We start from the raw sequence: 15,307 nt of genomic DNA, 5'->3' as shown, positions 1-15,307 counted from the left end.
CCGCTCACCAACAACGTTAAAAAAGCTGCGATCATCCGATCCCTATCCTTAAGGGTGCGTGACGATCGCAGCTTTTTTCCTCCGCCTTGGCTTACCAGGCTTCGGTATTACGAAACATTCTGCGCGGAGTGAACCTGTTGAGCAGTACCGGTAGCCGGCGCAGACGGCAGCGCCTTATCTTGTTCGCCGCGAGGGATGATCTCAACTTTATCATCCTTCTTCAAATATACGGACCCGTAGGCAGCTCCCACAAACAGCGCACCTCCGACAAAATTGCCCAGCCAAACCGGAATGAAGTTTACCAGATAATCGCCCCAGCTGTAATACCCCTCAAATATCGCAGCCGGAATGAGGAACATGTTGGCCACCACGTGCTGAAAGCCGATGGCTACAAACGCCATCGTTGGAAACCAGATTCCGAGAATTTTGCCGCTCATCTGGTCGGATCCGTAGGACAGCCACACGGCGAGCGCTACGAGCCAGTTACAACCGATGCCCGACAAGAATGCTTGCAGGAAGCTGTCGTCGAGCTTATGACCCGCCATATCCACCAGCTTCTCCAAATAAACGCCGCTGCCCGTCAGACCGGTCACATGGCCGAAGAAATAAGCGACGAACAGTGCCCCTGCCATATTGCTTATCGTGACAAGAGCTAAATTCCGCATCATGTCCTTCGTGGAAATCCGCTTCTTAAATCTGGCCAGGGACACGGCCATCATGTTGCCCGTCAGCAGCTCTCCGCCCGCTAGCAATACAAGAATCAGTCCGACAGGGAATATCGCCGCGCCTATAAAGCCGGCAATGCCTCCCCAAGCCTCAGACGCTCCGGCAATCACGCGAATATCCAGCAAAAAGCCGAGCGCGATAAAAGCCCCCGCCAAAAATCCTAATATCATAACGTTCATGACGGAGTTATGCGCTTTTTTCACCCCGTTCTCCACGGTGATCTCCGCAATGCGATCAGGTTTGTAATAGGCCATGGCCGCTCCCCCATTTCTCCCGCATTCCGTCCTGAAATCTCTCGAATGCAGCGTCTGATGTTCCGTTACAGTTACAGTTACAGTTACAGTTACAGTTACCCATATTGTACCGCAGCCTCCAAAACAAGAACGTGAATTATATCACGAATGTATGCGTCAGGAGTGGACATCCTTGTGTCCTGGCTGCTCTTGATCATCTTTGAGTGTACTGTGGTCATTTAACTTCATATGGATAATACAATCACAGTACCTTGTCCAAGGGTGAATCTTCGGGTCCTCTAGAGGATACCGATCATTCGTCCGATCCGAGCGAGCGGTGCATGTAAAATAGCGGTATCGGAGATGATCCCGACACCGCTTGGTTTATTGCTTTTACCAACCACCATGCTCAAAACCTGCAAGGCTTCGTCTGTTTACCACCTTTACATTCTAACCTGCAAGCCTATGCCTTGGCGGCAGTCTCTACGGTTACAGGCGTTTCCTTTTCCTGAACCGGAACGTTCGAGATCGGAAGTTTCATGCTAATGAAGGACGACAGCAGGAAGAGCGCACCTGCCGTGAAATACACGACCACAATGGAGGTTGTCGACATATACCATCCTGTAAACCCGGAGCCGATGAGCAGCATGCCGGTAAAAACCGGCGTCATCACGCCGTTCAGCCGGCCGATAAATTTCTCTTCCACTTGCTGCATCATCACGGCCATCAATACCGTCTGCGCCATCGCCATCAGCACCCCGGTTACGAAACGCATCGTGCCGGTCAGGATCGGCCACTGGGACAGCACCTCGACAAAGGTTGAGAGTCCAAGGAAAGCAAGGCCGGCGAACAGCAAGTAGGAGCCTTTCACTCTCCCTGCAATCACGGCGGCCAGCACGCCGCCAATCAACATGCCCAGACCCTCTAACGCGGTGAACCACTGAACGCTGGACATTGCCAGCTGTAGACGCTCCGTGATGACAAAGATATCGAGCGGCTGAACAAGTCCGCTGCCGAGCGCCATTAAAACGTAAACCACCAGCAGCACCTTCAGCAGCCGACTGGAGCCGATGTAAGTGAAGCCTGCCTTCATGTCCTTCATAAAAGAACCGGTCGATTCCGAATTCTTAGCGGGTTCATCCACACTGGAAGGGAGAAACGCCAGCACGATCGCCGAAGCGCCGAATAGAACCAACAAGCTGATTAACGAGGCCTGCAATCCAAAAGCTTGATAGATCGTCGTGCCGACCATCGGTCCCAAAATGATGAACAGCGACATCGAGGTCTGGGACAAAGCCGTGGCCGCGGGCACATGCTCATCCGGCAAGCAGCGCTTGATGATCTTCATGGACGAAGGCTGCGAGAATTGGGATACAACGGCCGAGACCAGGGTCACCGCAAACACGGCCTGCCAATATCCTGCATACACAACAAACAGGATAAGCAGTATGGATAAAAAGCTTAGAATGTCTCCCCAAATCATCGTTCGCTTGGGACGCCAGCGGTCTGCCAGCACGCCGCCAATCATGGAGATCACAAAAATGGGCGCGTATTCAATTACGGTAAGCAGCGATACGGCGACCGGGTCATGGTTGCTCTTCTCCATAATGAAGAACAAAAGCGCCATGTTGCGGATCCAGATCCCGATATTTTGCATAAAATCCGAAACCATCAGCAGCACGAACGCGCGGTTGCCAAACAAATGCCTCATAGTTCATCCCCCTAGTAAAACCGACCATTCGGTTTAATTATATATATGAAAACGCCAGCTCCCGCTTGTAAACCAAGAGAAGCGTTTCCGATAAATCTTCCTATCGTTCACTACGCTAAGAGCCTTGACCTGATAACACACCGTTTAAAAAGTACGTCACTCCTTTACGGTATAGCAGCCTCGATTCCTCCTGAGAACGTTCAAAGTGCAACATCGACATCCCATCGAGCAGCGATGCGAATATGATGGATATTTCCTCTACATCCTCTGCCGGTATTCGCCCTTCGCTTACTCCTTCCGCAAAAATTTCGCGGTAAAGCGTGCGCGGACCTTGCAGGATGGCCAGCATCTCGCCCACAATCGTCTTATTCTCCGGCTGATTGATATAGAATTCCTCCGCAATCTTGGTCAGCGGATTCTGGAAGTCATCGACCATATGATCGGCAATGCCGTACAGCTTCTCCTCGAAGCTGGCGTAACGGGCTTTTTTATCGTTCCAGGCTTCCATCCATTCCTGATTCTGCTTAGCCAGCAGCTTGACGAACAAATCTTCCTTGCTCTCAAAGTGATAGTAGATGCTTCCCTTGCTGGCACCCGTATACTTGACCAGTTCATCCATGGATGTTGCCGCATACCCGCGCTGGATGAACAGTTCCTTCGCTTTATCCAGAATCAAATCCCGCTTTCGCTGCGCTTTTTCTGAAGACATCGGTGTAAGCACTCCTTGTTTGGAAATAATAGTCCGCCATCACAAACGGAAACCGGATTCCCTTACTAAAAATGAATCCAAAGTTGATGAACGCTACTCACGATAAAAAACCGACTGTACGGTTTAATCATACTGAAAACATTCCCGCATGTAAAGCGACGTCTTGGCCATCACATAGAAAAAAGGACTTTGCCTGCGCAAAATCCTTTCCTCATTCGTTAATCCCGAAACAACCATGCTAATTATTTTTTATTCCACTGACCAAATGGCTCTTCCTTCTTTCATCGGATCGCCATAACTCAGCTGCAGCCCCTTTACACCCTGCTTCACTTCGTACGGAATTTCACCTGTCAGCTCGCCGCCTGGGGCAACGGTGCCGTCCAGCATCTTTACATCATCCGTAATGGGAACCGTATAGTTAAGATCGCTCGAATCCGTCAGGGAAAAAGATAGCGCGGAAGAGATGACCAGCGGCTCCTGGCCATTGTTCTTCACGGTAATCTCAACCACCTTAAACGTATGGCCCGGCTGGGGCTTTAAGTACTCGTCCCCTTCGGACTCACGTACGCTGTTCAGCGTAATGACCGTGCCATGATAATCCACCGTATCGCCTACCGCGGCAGGTTCGCCGATCGGCTTCACCTCTGCATTGTCGGCAGGTTGATCCTCCCCTTGGGTTGGTTCTGCAGGCGGCTGCTCTTCCGATGCCCCCGTCTGACCTGTCTCCCCGCTATCCACAACAGCCGGCGGACTCTCTGCTGGCGGATCCGCCTGATCATTGGAACAAGCAGCCGTCAGCAGCATGGAGAACAATGCAGCCGAGGCCAGCATTACTTTTTTATTCATACTTTATCCTACCTCCTGAAAGTCGATATCTACATGTCCGGATATTTTCCAATTCGCTGTCAAAATCCATAATCCTTCAAAAACAAGAAAAAGACCCCCGATTCAGGGGTCTTCTTGATGAATGGATTAAGAATGCACCGGTGCTTTTGTCTCGACCGCCGGCAATGCCTGCAGTCCAGCCGTGTTAAGGAAATTCCACGGTTTGTTGTAATGCGGCTGGAAGAAGAAGTCGATGAAGGCCAATTGATCAATCGTCATCCGATTCTGTATGCATACCGACAGCGTATTAATGGATTGCGTCATATCCGCTTTGGAAATGACCTGTGCCCCCAGCATCCGGCGGCTTTCCTGCTCGTATACCACCTTCAGCGTAACCTCTTCGAAGGTAGGCATGAATTCCGGACGGTAATGATCCGTAATGGTGACCTTCTCCACCTTCAAGCCTTCGTCCTTGGCGGCTCCTTCGGTTAATCCCGTCGAGGCAATGTTGTGCTCGTATATTTTCAATCCCGACGTACCTTGCGTTCCTATATATGGGGTCGTCGGCTGCACAAGGTTGCGTGCAACGAGCGTACCCATCCGGACTGCGTTAGTTGCCAGCGGAATGTACATCATTTTACCGGTCGGGTTATAGTGAACGGAGCAGCAATCGCCTGCTGCATATACATCCTGCTTGCTGCTTTGCATATATTGATCCACGACGATGGCGCCGTTCTTCAGCATCTCCACCTGCCCCTTCAGCAGCTCCGTATTCGGACGGAAGCCGATGCAGAGGATTACCAGATCCGTGTCGATCTCACCTTTGTCTGTGATGACCTTATTCACCTTCCCATCCTCGCCTTGGAAAGAAGTCACGGTCTGACCCATGGCCATCTCGATCCCTTTTTCACGGAAGGATTTCTCGATCTTGCCACTGAATTCAGGATCCAGATATTTGTTCAGAATGCGGTCGGCACTATCAATCAGCGTAACCTGCTTGCCGTTCTGCTGGAAGGCTTCGACAAGCTCCACACCGATATAACCGGCGCCGACAACCGTAATGTGTTTCGCTTCCTGTGCTTTTTCAATGATCGCATTGGAATGATTGTAGTTTTTGCAGAGCAAAATATTATTCAGATCGATGCCTTCAAGCTTCGGTACGATTGGCCATGATCCGGTTGTGATAATCAGTTTGTCATAGGTATCATCAAAAGTTTCCTGTGTGACCAGGTTCCGAACTTTCAAGGTTTTCTTGTCCGTATCCACCGAGATGATCTCATGCTTCATCTTGGTTTCGACACCCAGCTCGTCGAGCTTCTGAGGCGAAGAATAGAACAAACCGTCAGGGTCTTTCACAACGCCTCCGACGTAAAGCGCGATGCCGCAAGACAGGAATGAGATGTTATCATTACGTTCATAAACGGTGATCTGTGCATCCGGGTAAAGTTTAGCGGTATTCACGATGGCGGACGTTCCTGCATGGGTACAACCGATAACTGCAACTTTCATGGTTTTTCCTCCTCCAAGTATGAAGCTTATATTTGATTAAGATGAGCTCTTTTGCCTGGATTCATGCTTGGTAACGCTTGTTGAGCATGAATGTGGTGACGGGTAACATCTCTTGTGAATGTTTTCACTTCATGTCCTTATTATAATGTGATAAATTTCACAGTTCAATAGGTAATTGTGTTATTCACAGATTGTTCATAATTTCACATAGTTAAGATGATAAAAGTTGTTGACCTAAACAGTATGACGACCCCAGCGCCAATGCCCTAGGTTAAACCAAGAATATAGGTTCGGTATCAGGGTAAGCTATATGTGTCCGGCCTCACGGAGTTAATTCAAGCGATCTTCCCTATCTTATTACGTGCTGCCTTGAAGGATCTTGCTTAGGCTGATTCTAACGGAATGATGCAATGATATATCCAAGAAAAACAGGACTGTTCTCTTCAGAGGAATATCCCCAAAGAAAACAGCCCTGTTATGTTATCGTTGCTGCCTGCCACTAACCAAGCAGGGATTCAATGGCACCCTTCATCGATTCCGGTGTATCTCGCGGTTCGAACCGCTGAACCACCTTGCCCTCGCGGTCTACCAGAAACTTTGTGAAATTCCAAGCGATCTCTCCGCCTTCATTCGGTCCTGGCTGCTCGGATTTCAAATATTGAAATAACGGATGCGTTTCTTCCCCGTTCACGTCAATCTTCGCAAAGATTGGGAAATTCACGCCATAATTCAACTGACAGAACGATTCGGCCTCTTCACTTGTACCCGGCTCTTGTCCGCCAAACTGATTGCACGGGAAGCCAAGAACCTGCAGCCCTTGCTGGCTGTATTGGTCATACAGCTGCTGTAGCTCTCCATACTGCGGCGTAAGTCCGCACTGGCTTGCCGTATTGGCAATAATCAGAACCTTACCGGAATACTGATCGAGTGAGACTTCCTGCCCTTTCGGGTTTGTTGCATGGTATTCGTAAACTGACATCTTCGAATCTCCTCCCCGGTCTATATGTATTGGATGCATGGCTTTCCAAGCTCTACAGCCTAGCCAATCTCCCTCCATCATACCGAATAAATGGCCCTAAACCAAATTTCGGTTCCAACGCCTCTACCCTGTCGCCCGCAAATCCTTTATGATGAATGCATAACCTCTTCAAACAAGAGATAATACATAGGCTAATAACAGCTGTTTAATCAGCAAGTAAGCAGGGTAATGATTAAGGTTTGGAAAAATATCGAATGGTTCTTATTTCAACAACAGTAAGTGAGGAAAAGAAATGAAACTGTATCCCGAAATGTTTGTATCCCCATGGCATCTCATTGTCATTGTGCTGGCACTGATTGCCTTCATCGGTTTAATAAAAGGGGGATATGACCGAAAAACCGTGCTTCGCAGCACTGGGCTATCAACGCTGGCCTTCTATTTCATACTGACGATCCCCATTGGCCTTATCAGCCAGGAATCCCTGTATAAAGAAGAAACGATGCTGGCCGATTTGGATCAGAATTATGAGGACAAGAAGGCGGGTTCCGAGCTGCAAAGCTTTAAAGACTACATCGTGGTCCATACCGGAGCCTATAAAAACGAGGATGATGTAGACATTGTCATCTATGCCGGCAACTACCATGAGAGCCAAACATTTCATGGTCACATTACCCTTTTCGTGTACGATAAGAACGATGAGGAAGTCTTCACCGAGATGTATAAGAACGTAACCCTTGCTCCTGGTGAGAAGAAGAAGCTCGACAGCACCTTTACCAGCCATCCTATGGAAACCTACAGGTACCGATACGAAACGCACCCCCAAATGTGAAGGGTGCGTTTTTCTCGTCCCGTTTTAAGTTGACAGATGGTCTCCGGGCTGGATCCCCACCTTATCGTTATCGGAAAGAGGCTGACACGGCCCCGGCATCGGGGGCAGGTTCTTCGCATCCCGACCTTTGCGCACATACCGGATGCCCAAATAGAAAAGACCGACCACAGGCAATGACAGCATGGCTATAGCAAGGAGCATGCTGGACATTTGGTACGAGGGATCCGTTTCGATCTCGGAAAAGTCCAAAAACATAAACGATATAAAGGTAACCAACGAGAACATGATGATCTGGAGCCAGCGCATCCATTTCACCAGGAAGAAGAACAGGATCGCCGAGAATGCAACAAGCAGAATTGGGAATAACGGCTGCTCGGGATCCGCGTTACCCAGCTCTGCCTGACGCGTCAGCCAAAAACCGATGGCGAACTGAATCGGGAAAATCAGCCAAGCAAGCAAACCGGTTCCACGAAAGGCCGATCTTCTCTTTTGCAGCACCTCTTTGTATTCGAGGAGCTTCATCTCATATTCCAGTTGATTAAGCTCCTCCTCGGTCAATTCCCGGTCTTCCTCCTCATTCTCCTGTACCAAACGGTCCAGGTACGGCCGGAACTGCCGCTCCATATTGCCGTCAAATTCGGCACGCTCCAAATCCTCGTCCTCGCGAAGCAAAGACGCAACCGATTCATCGCTCAGATCTTGAATGATGATGGACGTCAGGTATAGGGGAATATCCCTTCTGCCGATAACCTCCAGCCAACGATTCGCCTCCATCGGATCCGTGAATGGAATGGCAACCGCCCGTTCCATCTGCCCTTCTCCAGCGACGAGGTACATAATGGGCATTAACTCCGCCATAGGCACGGATTCGGTCATTTTACTCTTCTTATAGGCATAACTGAATTGAAAGATATATCGCCCATAGTATATTTCCTTGATGTCACCGATCCTAAGGCTCCCCTTCAGGGAGTCTTTCGTTTCCGGGTCCCATCTCTCGTATTCAATATGATCTTCGTATAACAAATACTCGTCCAGATGCGTATTGTTCCAGATATGCCCTTTCAGGCTTCTGGACAGACGAATCATCATGAAGATACCGGCGGGTATAGCAGCCAAACTCATCCAGGTCCAGACATTGGTCCAGAGGTACAGCAAAATCAAGGGACCCAGTGTCAGCGCCAGGCCAAGCAGTATTCCCAGCACGTGCATTTCAAACGTAATCACCCAATAAAAAGGCTGCATTTTGGGCTTTCTCTGCTCATGAATCACCAGAGACATTCAGGCAACTCCCTCCTCATATTCTTTCGTTGTTTCTAAAGCTCTCATGAAAAAGACATTGGAGATCATATAAGGAGCAGTTCGCACGATCACCAAATAGTATGTTAGGCCAACGATAGAACGCGTCCGGCAGTGCGACAGAAGAGCGGTAATCGTAAGTCTTGCCGAGTGATGGAGCAGCGTCCTGCGTTCACTCGAAGTCTAACGGACTCAGGAGACCTTATTTCGCAGAAAATGGGTTTTGGAGCGAAACGAACGGACAGGAGATCCGTTATTCATCTGAAAAGGCGATATTTGGGCTGCTTCCAGGCTAAATAACGGCTGTGGTGTCCGTTGAACGATAAATGGACCCCCTAACAGGGAAATAACGTATCTGATGTCCGTTAGCTTCGGCGTTCGGCGGGGTTCTGGTCATCGTCATAGCCATTTCGTTGCACATAGATACCACTTCGTTGCACCTAGAATACCATTTCGTTGCACATAGATACCATTTCATTGCTCCTAGATTCCATTTCGTTGCATCTGGATTCCGAGGACGGGCGCGCACAAGCCGATCTAGATTGCATGTATATTATGTATAGAAATTTATATCCATCCCTACATCCTTACATCCTTATAAGTATGTTAATTACTACTCTTAAACCCAAAAATCCTTCCGCGGCAGGTCGGCCGGGAAGGATTTCCATCTCACGCTTTGCCTTATGGAGCCGTACGTTTCTGAGCCAGCTTCACAAGCAGATGAGCCAACTGATGCTGCTCCGCTTGGGTTCCAACCTTCCATAACTCCTGCAGAAGTTTCTCTTCGGAATTGCGGGGTTCCTCGTTTGCAGCCAAATAGCCAGCTACCTTCTCTGCTGCCTGCGCCAGCTGCTCTTCATTCAACCCAATGCTCTCGGCAAGCTGAATTCGCTTGTTCAAATAGGATTGGAAGGCATCAAAATCGGCCAGGATTCTCTCCTTCTCCCCATCATCAATCCGGTCCATTGCGTCACTGACCTTACTCACATCCAGCTCACCGTTCTTGTTCACTACATGATTATGTTCAGACATGGTAACGCCTCCTTGTCATTGACTGGGTAACGCTCTCTACTTAAACGGGATCTTCCGGCTTGAAACAGATGCTTTCCAAAAATCTCCTATACCTGCTAGCGGCTGCGGCCACCGCGCCGGCCACCACTCTGGCCTCTTGCACCGCGGCCTTCGGAAGATCGTGTACCGCCTTGTCCACCGCGACTGCCGTGATTCCCCCGACCCTCGGTTCTGGACTGTCCACGGCTGCTGCTGCCGCGTGTTCCGGCCTGTGACTGTCCACGGCCTTCGCCTGCACGCCCGCCGTCACGACTGCCGCTGCTGCGACCTCCAGCCGACGATGGTCCGCGTCCCTCGCCTGGACGGCCGTCACGGCTTCCCGTCCGTCCGGATCCACGCTCATCTCTGCGTGACGATCCGGCTCTTCCTCTACCCTGCTCGCTACCGCGGCTCCGCCCGGAACCCGTACCGCGATCTGCCCGGCTTCTGCCTTGACCACGTTCTTGATCAGATTCAAGCGAAGAGACGTTTCTTGCTTTTCCCGGTCTGCCCGTATCCCTGCCTGAGCCGCCGGTGCTTTCCCGAAGGCCTCCAGCACTGGAATCATAGCGCACGCGCTTCAAGCGAAGGGAGATTCCTTCCTCGATACGCTGTAGATCGTTAAGATCCTTACCGGCAGCGAACGTGATCGCCATTCCGTTCCCACCGGCCCGTCCGGTCCGTCCGATACGATGAATGTAACTATCAACATCATGAGGCATATCGTAGTTAAAGACATGGGTCACGCCTTCGACGTCAAGCCCTCTCGCGGCAACGTCCGTTGCCACCAGCAGCTGCAGCTTAGCTTCCCGGAATCGCTTCATTACCGCTTCCCGTTTTGCCTGGGACAGGTCCCCGTGCAGCTCGTCCGATTGATACCCATGGGCCAGCAGCGCCTCATTCAGAGTAGTTGCTCTGCGTTTCGTCCGGCAGAAGATAATCCCGAGAAAAGGGTTATGTTCCTCGATCATCGCTCGCAGGGCATCCTGCTTGGAGCGGTCCGTACACTCGACCACAACCTGCTGGATCTGCTCCAGCGGGATTGGGGAAGCCCCTTTGATGACGATATCGACAGGTTCATTCATATAATTGCCGGCAAGCTGCTTCACACCGGCAGGCATCGTGGCCGAGAAGAGCATCGTCTGGCGCCGATACGGAAGCGCGTGGATCAGTGCTTCGACCTCATCCAGAAAGCCCATGTGCAGCATCTGGTCGGCTTCATCCAGCACCAGCTGCTTCACGCCGCCCAGCTCAAGCGTGCCCCGGCGTAAATGATCCAGCAATCGGCCCGGTGTACCGATGATCAAATGCCGTCCGCCTTCGAGCTTTCGCAGCTGTTTCTCCACGTCCTGACCACCATAGACCGCCAGGATTTTGATCCCGTCCGGCTCTCCGGCTGTCAGCTTCTTGGCTTCTTCCGTAATCTGCAATGCCAATTCCCGCGTCGGCGCAATAATGAGCGCCTGCGGATACGCCCGCTTGGGATCGATATGCTGCAGAATCGGCAGCATGAACGCCAGCGTTTTACCTGTGCCGGTCTTTGCCCGGGCGATAACGTCCTTTCCTTGCAGCAGCAGCGGGATACTCTCTTGTTGTACCGGAGTCGGCACGGCAATCCCCTGCTCCTTCAGTTTCCGTACTCTTTGTTCGTCAATGCCCAGTTGTTGAAAGTTCGGCAAACGTTCCACCTCATTTAAATTATTTAGCATCTGTTGCGTCAAATCGATTGGATATAGCAAACCAACAAACTTACATAATAAGTCCGACAAAATGTCATTCGATTTCGTTCTAAGAAGAACGAACGTTTTCGTTGTATTTCTTTTCAACTGACAAAAGTCCCTGACTTTGGTAATGTCAATGATATAGATATCCAGTTTGCACCAGCGAAGGAGGTGTCCCCGATATGCATACCCTACAGATCATCCTGTCAGCACTTATCCTGATGATCCTGTTCGGCCTTATCAATCTGATGATGAATTATATTTCAAGACGCGACGGGGAGCCTATCGTCCCCTTCCGGAAGAAGCTGTGGCTTATCCCGCTGTTGTCGGCCTTTATCATTATACCGTTAGAGCTCTTTGCGATGTTATATGCAAGGTGGTTTCCCATGTCTGATCCATCAGGATCAGGTGAAATCCTGGCTTACGACGTTCAAGGCGCATGGCTCGGTTTCTCGCTCACGCTCCTGATTGGGCTCCTGATCTTCGAAGGTATCATTCATCCCTTGGTTATCGCCCTGCTAAGGCTGCTGCTTCGCAAGGATACCTCCATCTATATCAAACAGGCGGTTACAGTTGTAACCGACACGGTTCTGCTGTACATAGCGTCTCTGATTGTGCCCGGCATTCCTGTCGGCGGCTGGAAGCAAGCGCTTCTCATTGCCGTATTCTTTCACCTCATAGAATGGATCCTCATCGGAGTCCAGACCTGGGTACAGCAGCGCAAGCGGGCAAGAGGTGAGTCTACCGGCTAGAACCTGCCGGATTTGAAAATGGCATACAGCAGCCATGCAACCATGAGCAGGGCTACGATGAATCCGACTTCAATCACCGGGAAGCTCCATATCATCATCGGCTCCCGGCTGAGCGACGAACCGATAATCAGTCCCACCATGATGATGCTGAAAGCCAGAAGCACGATGCTGAAAGACAGCCGGTTACTGATCTGATCCATCTTGCGCATCAGCGTTTGCAGTTCTGGAACGCTGATCTCCACCCGCAGTTTCCCTTTGCTGATCAGAGCCGACAGCTGCCTGGCTTGTCCAGGCAGATCAAGCAAACTCTCGGCAAGCCCTGTTACCCCATCCAGCACCTTCCGGCTGATCCGGCGTGTATTATACCGCTTCTTCAGAAGCTTCCGTCCAAAAGGCTCCGCCATATCGATAATGCTCAGACTCGGGTCCAGCATCTCGATGACCCCTTCCAGGGTCAGCAATGATTTGCCTAGCAGCGTCATGTCCGGCGGCAGCATAATCCGGTGGCGCTGGGCAACGGCAAACAGATCGGTCAATGCTTTGCCGATGCGCACTTGAGCGAATGGCACGTCATAATACTCTCCCCGCAGACGGTCCATATCCGACCGCAGCGAATCCATATCGCAATCGTCCGGGATCAATCCCATTCTGGAAATCGCCCGGATCATCCCTTCCGAATTCCGCCGCATCAATGCAATAATGAGTCCGGACAGATGATCCTTCATATCTTCGCTGAGGTGACCCACCAGCCCGAAATCCAGAAAGACCAGCGTGCCGTCCTCCCTGACAAGCAAATTTCCCGGATGAGGGTCGGCATGAAAGAATCCCTCAATAAAGATCTGCTGCAGCATCCCATCGATCAAATGCTCGGCGATCGCCTTCAGATCATGTCCCTTGTCCACGATCTCCTGCCTCCGGCTTAAGGTGAGGCCATCGACATACTCCATCATCAGCACTTTGGATGACGTGTACTCCCAATAAATCAGCGGAACGCGGATAAATTCATGCTCCGGCATCTGGGAGGCAATCTTCTCTGCGTTTCGGGCTTCATGGCTGTAATCCAGCTCCGCCATCATCGCTCTGGCAAATTCGTCAACGATCCGGTCCACACGGTACTGCTTCACCCAGTCCCAGTGACGCTCAGCAATCGAGATTAAATCCCGCAATATCTCCAAGTCACGACCGATCATTCGGGCTACCCCAGGCCGCTGAACCTTGATCGCTACATGCTCTCCGGACTTGAGCTTCCCAGCATGGACCTGCCCGATCGAAGCGGCGGCCAACGGTTTATCTTCAAACTCACTCAACACTTCGTCGATCGGCATACCCCACTCTTGCTCAATCAGCTCCCTTGCACTCGCGGAAGAAAAAGGAGGCACCCGCTCCTGCAGCTTCACCAATTCCTGGATAATGTGGTCTGGCAGCAGATCCGATCTTGTACTCGCCAACTGTCCAAGCTTCACAAAGGCGGGGCCAAGATCCTCAAGCACTCGCCGAATGCGTTCCCCTAATGTAATCGTCTCCGGCTGTTCCCTGGAACTCCAGCGGACAGGCAGCGACAGAACATGGAACAGTCCCATCTCCTCCACCATATAGCCAAAGCCATGACGCATGAGCGCCATGGCGATTTCCCGGTAACGTCCGGCATGTCGGATTCGGACCGCCATCTATTCCTGCCGCGATCCTTCCAGTTCTACAACCTTCTTCTCCAGAGTAGCAATGCGCTGTTCCAGGCTGGCGACATCACTCTCTTTGGGAACATCCAGATCGGACAACACGCGCTGCACCTGCTCATAAATATATGTCTTGATCTGGGATTGCTCCTCTTCGCCGCGTTCGACAAGACGGTTCACCAGCGCTTTGGATTCCGCAGGAGCAAGCTCCCCGCGTTTGACCAGATCATCCACGATTTTCTCTACTTTTTCCTTGCTGACCACGGTAAGGCCCAATCCTAACGAGATGGCTTTCTTAAAAAGATCACTCATATATATCCCTCCCGGTCGTTGTCTGGTTCCATTATAACCTTTAACGCTGGTAAAAACATCTATCCTTGGACTTGCTTTCATAAGTATAGAGAAGCTCCCCTATCAATTTCCCCTGATTTCACATGAAATATGAGGGCAATCCGGAATCGGATAACAAGAAATTGCATTCCATCCATGCTTGTTATGTAAAATACAATGCAAAAAGCGAACAGGCGGGGAGAAAGTGATCCCGCCTGTTCGCTTATGATGCTATGCCATGCAGATGAAGAATGGCTTAGTCGTCATCCCCATCATGATCGTCTTGATCATCATGATCCCAATCATGATGGTCATCATCGTCATCATCATGGTCGTCGTATTTCTCAAACTCTGCCTTGATCACTTTCCCGCTGACCGCATGGACCTCAACATCGGATGATCCGTTTGCTGTCTTCACTTCGACGTCGTACACCCATCTGCCGTCATCTTGGTCCAGATCCACTTCCACAGCCGTCCCGCTCTTAACGTGTTTAACGGCAATAGCGGAGGCCTTGCCGGCACCGATCAGATTGCCTGGAAGGTTGTCACGATCATCATCGTCATCATCCCGGTCTACTCTTACGCCAAGGGATTTGCCTGTGTAGGCATCAATCCATACATCGACATCCCGGTTATTCTGCTGAATCTCCACATCGTAGACCAGCTTGCCCTTTTTGCGGTCGATATCCATGCTCTCCACTTTGCCGTTGGCAGCAGCCAGTGCCAATTGTTCGGCTTTTTCCATACCGATCAGCTGCTGCTGTTGCTTGGCCGCTCCCTGGGTTCCTGCTGCAGCTGTCTGTCCTGCTCCTGCCGCCTGTACGGCGTTATAGCCGTATACTCCACTTGCCGCGATAGCTACGGACAGTGCGCCTGCCCACCATATTTTCTTCTTCATCATCTTAGGCCTCCTCAATATTCTCTCCTGTTGATCTCTACAAACCCAATATACCCTCTCAACATG

Annotated in this window: 14 protein-coding genes; 2 read left to right on the top strand and 12 right to left on the bottom strand. The window is 50.8% G+C overall.

Annotated elements, in window-relative coordinates; all coding sequences use genetic code 11:
- Nucleotides 1-107: 107 nt before the first annotated feature.
- The 6 genes from ACETK5_RS29545 to ACETK5_RS29520 all read right to left on the bottom strand — a co-directional run bounded on the left by ACETK5_RS29545 (nucleotide 108) and on the right by ACETK5_RS29520 (nucleotide 6,692).
- A complete protein-coding gene (locus tag ACETK5_RS29545) occupies nucleotides 108-980 on the bottom strand; it encodes a formate/nitrite transporter family protein (RefSeq protein WP_394059453.1) in 873 nt (290 codons plus the stop codon).
- A 442-nt stretch (nucleotides 981-1,422) separates the two neighbouring features.
- Nucleotides 1,423-2,670 carry an MFS transporter gene (locus ACETK5_RS29540; RefSeq protein ID WP_326110985.1) on the bottom strand — a complete coding sequence of 416 codons (1,248 nt, stop codon included), beginning with the start codon at nucleotides 2,668-2,670 and terminating at the stop codon, nucleotides 1,423-1,425.
- 115 nt (nucleotides 2,671-2,785) lie between these two features.
- On the bottom strand, nucleotides 2,786-3,379 hold the full coding sequence (locus tag ACETK5_RS29535; RefSeq protein ID WP_100541001.1) for a TetR/AcrR family transcriptional regulator: 594 nt from the start codon (nucleotides 3,377-3,379) through the stop codon (nucleotides 2,786-2,788).
- Between the two features lie 249 nt (nucleotides 3,380-3,628).
- The gene (locus tag ACETK5_RS29530; protein ID WP_100541002.1) at nucleotides 3,629-4,225 is read right to left on the bottom strand and encodes a DUF4352 domain-containing protein; all 597 of its coding nucleotides are present in this window, start codon (nucleotides 4,223-4,225) and stop codon (nucleotides 3,629-3,631) included.
- A gap of 126 nt (nucleotides 4,226-4,351) precedes the next feature.
- Nucleotides 4,352-5,713: an FAD-dependent oxidoreductase gene (locus ACETK5_RS29525; RefSeq protein ID WP_394059450.1), complete on the bottom strand. Its 1,362-nt coding sequence runs from the start codon at nucleotides 5,711-5,713 to the stop codon at nucleotides 4,352-4,354.
- 499 nt (nucleotides 5,714-6,212) lie between these two features.
- Nucleotides 6,213-6,692: a glutathione peroxidase gene (locus ACETK5_RS29520; protein ID WP_100541004.1), complete on the bottom strand. Its 480-nt coding sequence runs from the start codon at nucleotides 6,690-6,692 to the stop codon at nucleotides 6,213-6,215.
- Between the two features lie 292 nt (nucleotides 6,693-6,984).
- On the opposite strand from ACETK5_RS29520, the gene ACETK5_RS29515 reads away from it, so the two are divergent.
- On the top strand, nucleotides 6,985-7,521 hold the full coding sequence (locus tag ACETK5_RS29515) for a hypothetical protein (protein WP_100541005.1): 537 nt from the start codon (nucleotides 6,985-6,987) through the stop codon (nucleotides 7,519-7,521).
- A 24-nt stretch (nucleotides 7,522-7,545) separates the two neighbouring features.
- Here ACETK5_RS29515 and ACETK5_RS29510 read toward each other — a convergent pair whose 3' ends face one another.
- From ACETK5_RS29510 to ACETK5_RS29500, 3 genes are all read right to left on the bottom strand, one after another.
- The gene (locus ACETK5_RS29510; protein ID WP_100541006.1) at nucleotides 7,546-8,799 is read right to left on the bottom strand and encodes a PH domain-containing protein; all 1,254 of its coding nucleotides are present in this window, start codon (nucleotides 8,797-8,799) and stop codon (nucleotides 7,546-7,548) included.
- Nucleotides 8,800-9,498: 699 nt separating this feature from the next.
- On the bottom strand, nucleotides 9,499-9,849 hold the full coding sequence (locus ACETK5_RS29505) for a DUF3243 domain-containing protein (RefSeq protein ID WP_076323927.1): 351 nt from the start codon (nucleotides 9,847-9,849) through the stop codon (nucleotides 9,499-9,501).
- Nucleotides 9,850-9,944: 95 nt separating this feature from the next.
- Complete coding sequence (locus ACETK5_RS29500; protein ID WP_100541354.1) at nucleotides 9,945-11,576, bottom strand: DEAD/DEAH box helicase; 1,632 nt, start codon at nucleotides 11,574-11,576, stop codon at nucleotides 9,945-9,947.
- 194 nt (nucleotides 11,577-11,770) lie between these two features.
- Here ACETK5_RS29500 and ACETK5_RS29495 point away from each other — a divergent pair, with 194 nt between their 5' ends.
- Nucleotides 11,771-12,340 carry a hypothetical protein gene (locus ACETK5_RS29495; protein WP_100541007.1) on the top strand — a complete coding sequence of 190 codons (570 nt, stop codon included), beginning with the start codon at nucleotides 11,771-11,773 and terminating at the stop codon, nucleotides 12,338-12,340.
- Here the strand turns inward: ACETK5_RS29495 and ACETK5_RS29490 are convergent.
- The 3 genes from ACETK5_RS29490 to ACETK5_RS29480 all read right to left on the bottom strand — a co-directional run bounded on the left by ACETK5_RS29490 (nucleotide 12,337) and on the right by ACETK5_RS29480 (nucleotide 15,241).
- Complete coding sequence (locus tag ACETK5_RS29490) at nucleotides 12,337-14,007, bottom strand: ABC1 kinase family protein (protein WP_100541008.1); 1,671 nt, start codon at nucleotides 14,005-14,007, stop codon at nucleotides 12,337-12,339. The two genes, ACETK5_RS29495 and ACETK5_RS29490, sit on opposite strands and share 4 nt — an antisense overlap.
- Complete coding sequence (locus tag ACETK5_RS29485; protein WP_076323924.1) at nucleotides 14,008-14,325, bottom strand: phasin family protein; 318 nt, start codon at nucleotides 14,323-14,325, stop codon at nucleotides 14,008-14,010.
- A 274-nt stretch (nucleotides 14,326-14,599) separates the two neighbouring features.
- Nucleotides 14,600-15,241 (bottom strand): PepSY domain-containing protein, encoded by a 642-nt coding sequence (locus tag ACETK5_RS29480; RefSeq protein ID WP_100541355.1) that lies wholly within the window; start codon nucleotides 15,239-15,241, stop codon nucleotides 14,600-14,602.
- Nucleotides 15,242-15,307: the final 66 nt, after the last annotated feature.

Source organism: Paenibacillus ilasis, assembly GCF_043195395.1.
Lineage (GTDB): Bacteria > Bacillota > Bacilli > Paenibacillales > Paenibacillaceae > Paenibacillus_AQ > Paenibacillus_AQ lautus.
Note: the sequence above shows the minus strand (reverse complement) of the source record. Positions and strands in the feature narration are given on the sequence as shown.

Bases quoted from the DNA above. Each gene is read 5' to 3' on its own strand.
- ACETK5_RS29545 (WP_394059453.1), bottom strand. From the start codon at position 980: ATGGCCTATTACAAACCTGATCGCATTGCGGAGATCACCGTGGAGAAC.
- ACETK5_RS29540 (WP_326110985.1), bottom strand. From the start codon at position 2,670: ATGAGGCATTTGTTTGGCAACCGCGCGTTCGTGCTGCTGATGGTTTCG.
- ACETK5_RS29535 (WP_100541001.1), bottom strand. From the start codon at position 3,379: ATGTCTTCAGAAAAAGCGCAGCGAAAGCGGGATTTGATTCTGGATAAA.
- ACETK5_RS29530 (WP_100541002.1), bottom strand. From the start codon at position 4,225: ATGAATAAAAAAGTAATGCTGGCCTCGGCTGCATTGTTCTCCATGCTG.
- ACETK5_RS29525 (WP_394059450.1), bottom strand. From the start codon at position 5,713: ATGAAAGTTGCAGTTATCGGTTGTACCCATGCAGGAACGTCCGCCATC.
- ACETK5_RS29520 (WP_100541004.1), bottom strand. From the start codon at position 6,692: ATGTCAGTTTACGAATACCATGCAACAAACCCGAAAGGGCAGGAAGTC.
- ACETK5_RS29515 (WP_100541005.1), top strand. From the start codon at position 6,985: ATGAAACTGTATCCCGAAATGTTTGTATCCCCATGGCATCTCATTGTC.
- ACETK5_RS29510 (WP_100541006.1), bottom strand. From the start codon at position 8,799: ATGTCTCTGGTGATTCATGAGCAGAGAAAGCCCAAAATGCAGCCTTTT.
- ACETK5_RS29505 (WP_076323927.1), bottom strand. From the start codon at position 9,849: ATGTCTGAACATAATCATGTAGTGAACAAGAACGGTGAGCTGGATGTG.
- ACETK5_RS29500 (WP_100541354.1), bottom strand. From the start codon at position 11,576: ATGCTAAATAATTTAAATGAGGTGGAACGTTTGCCGAACTTTCAACAA.
- ACETK5_RS29495 (WP_100541007.1), top strand. From the start codon at position 11,771: ATGCATACCCTACAGATCATCCTGTCAGCACTTATCCTGATGATCCTG.
- ACETK5_RS29490 (WP_100541008.1), bottom strand. From the start codon at position 14,007: ATGGCGGTCCGAATCCGACATGCCGGACGTTACCGGGAAATCGCCATG.
- ACETK5_RS29485 (WP_076323924.1), bottom strand. From the start codon at position 14,325: ATGAGTGATCTTTTTAAGAAAGCCATCTCGTTAGGATTGGGCCTTACC.
- ACETK5_RS29480 (WP_100541355.1), bottom strand. From the start codon at position 15,241: ATGAAGAAGAAAATATGGTGGGCAGGCGCACTGTCCGTAGCTATCGCG.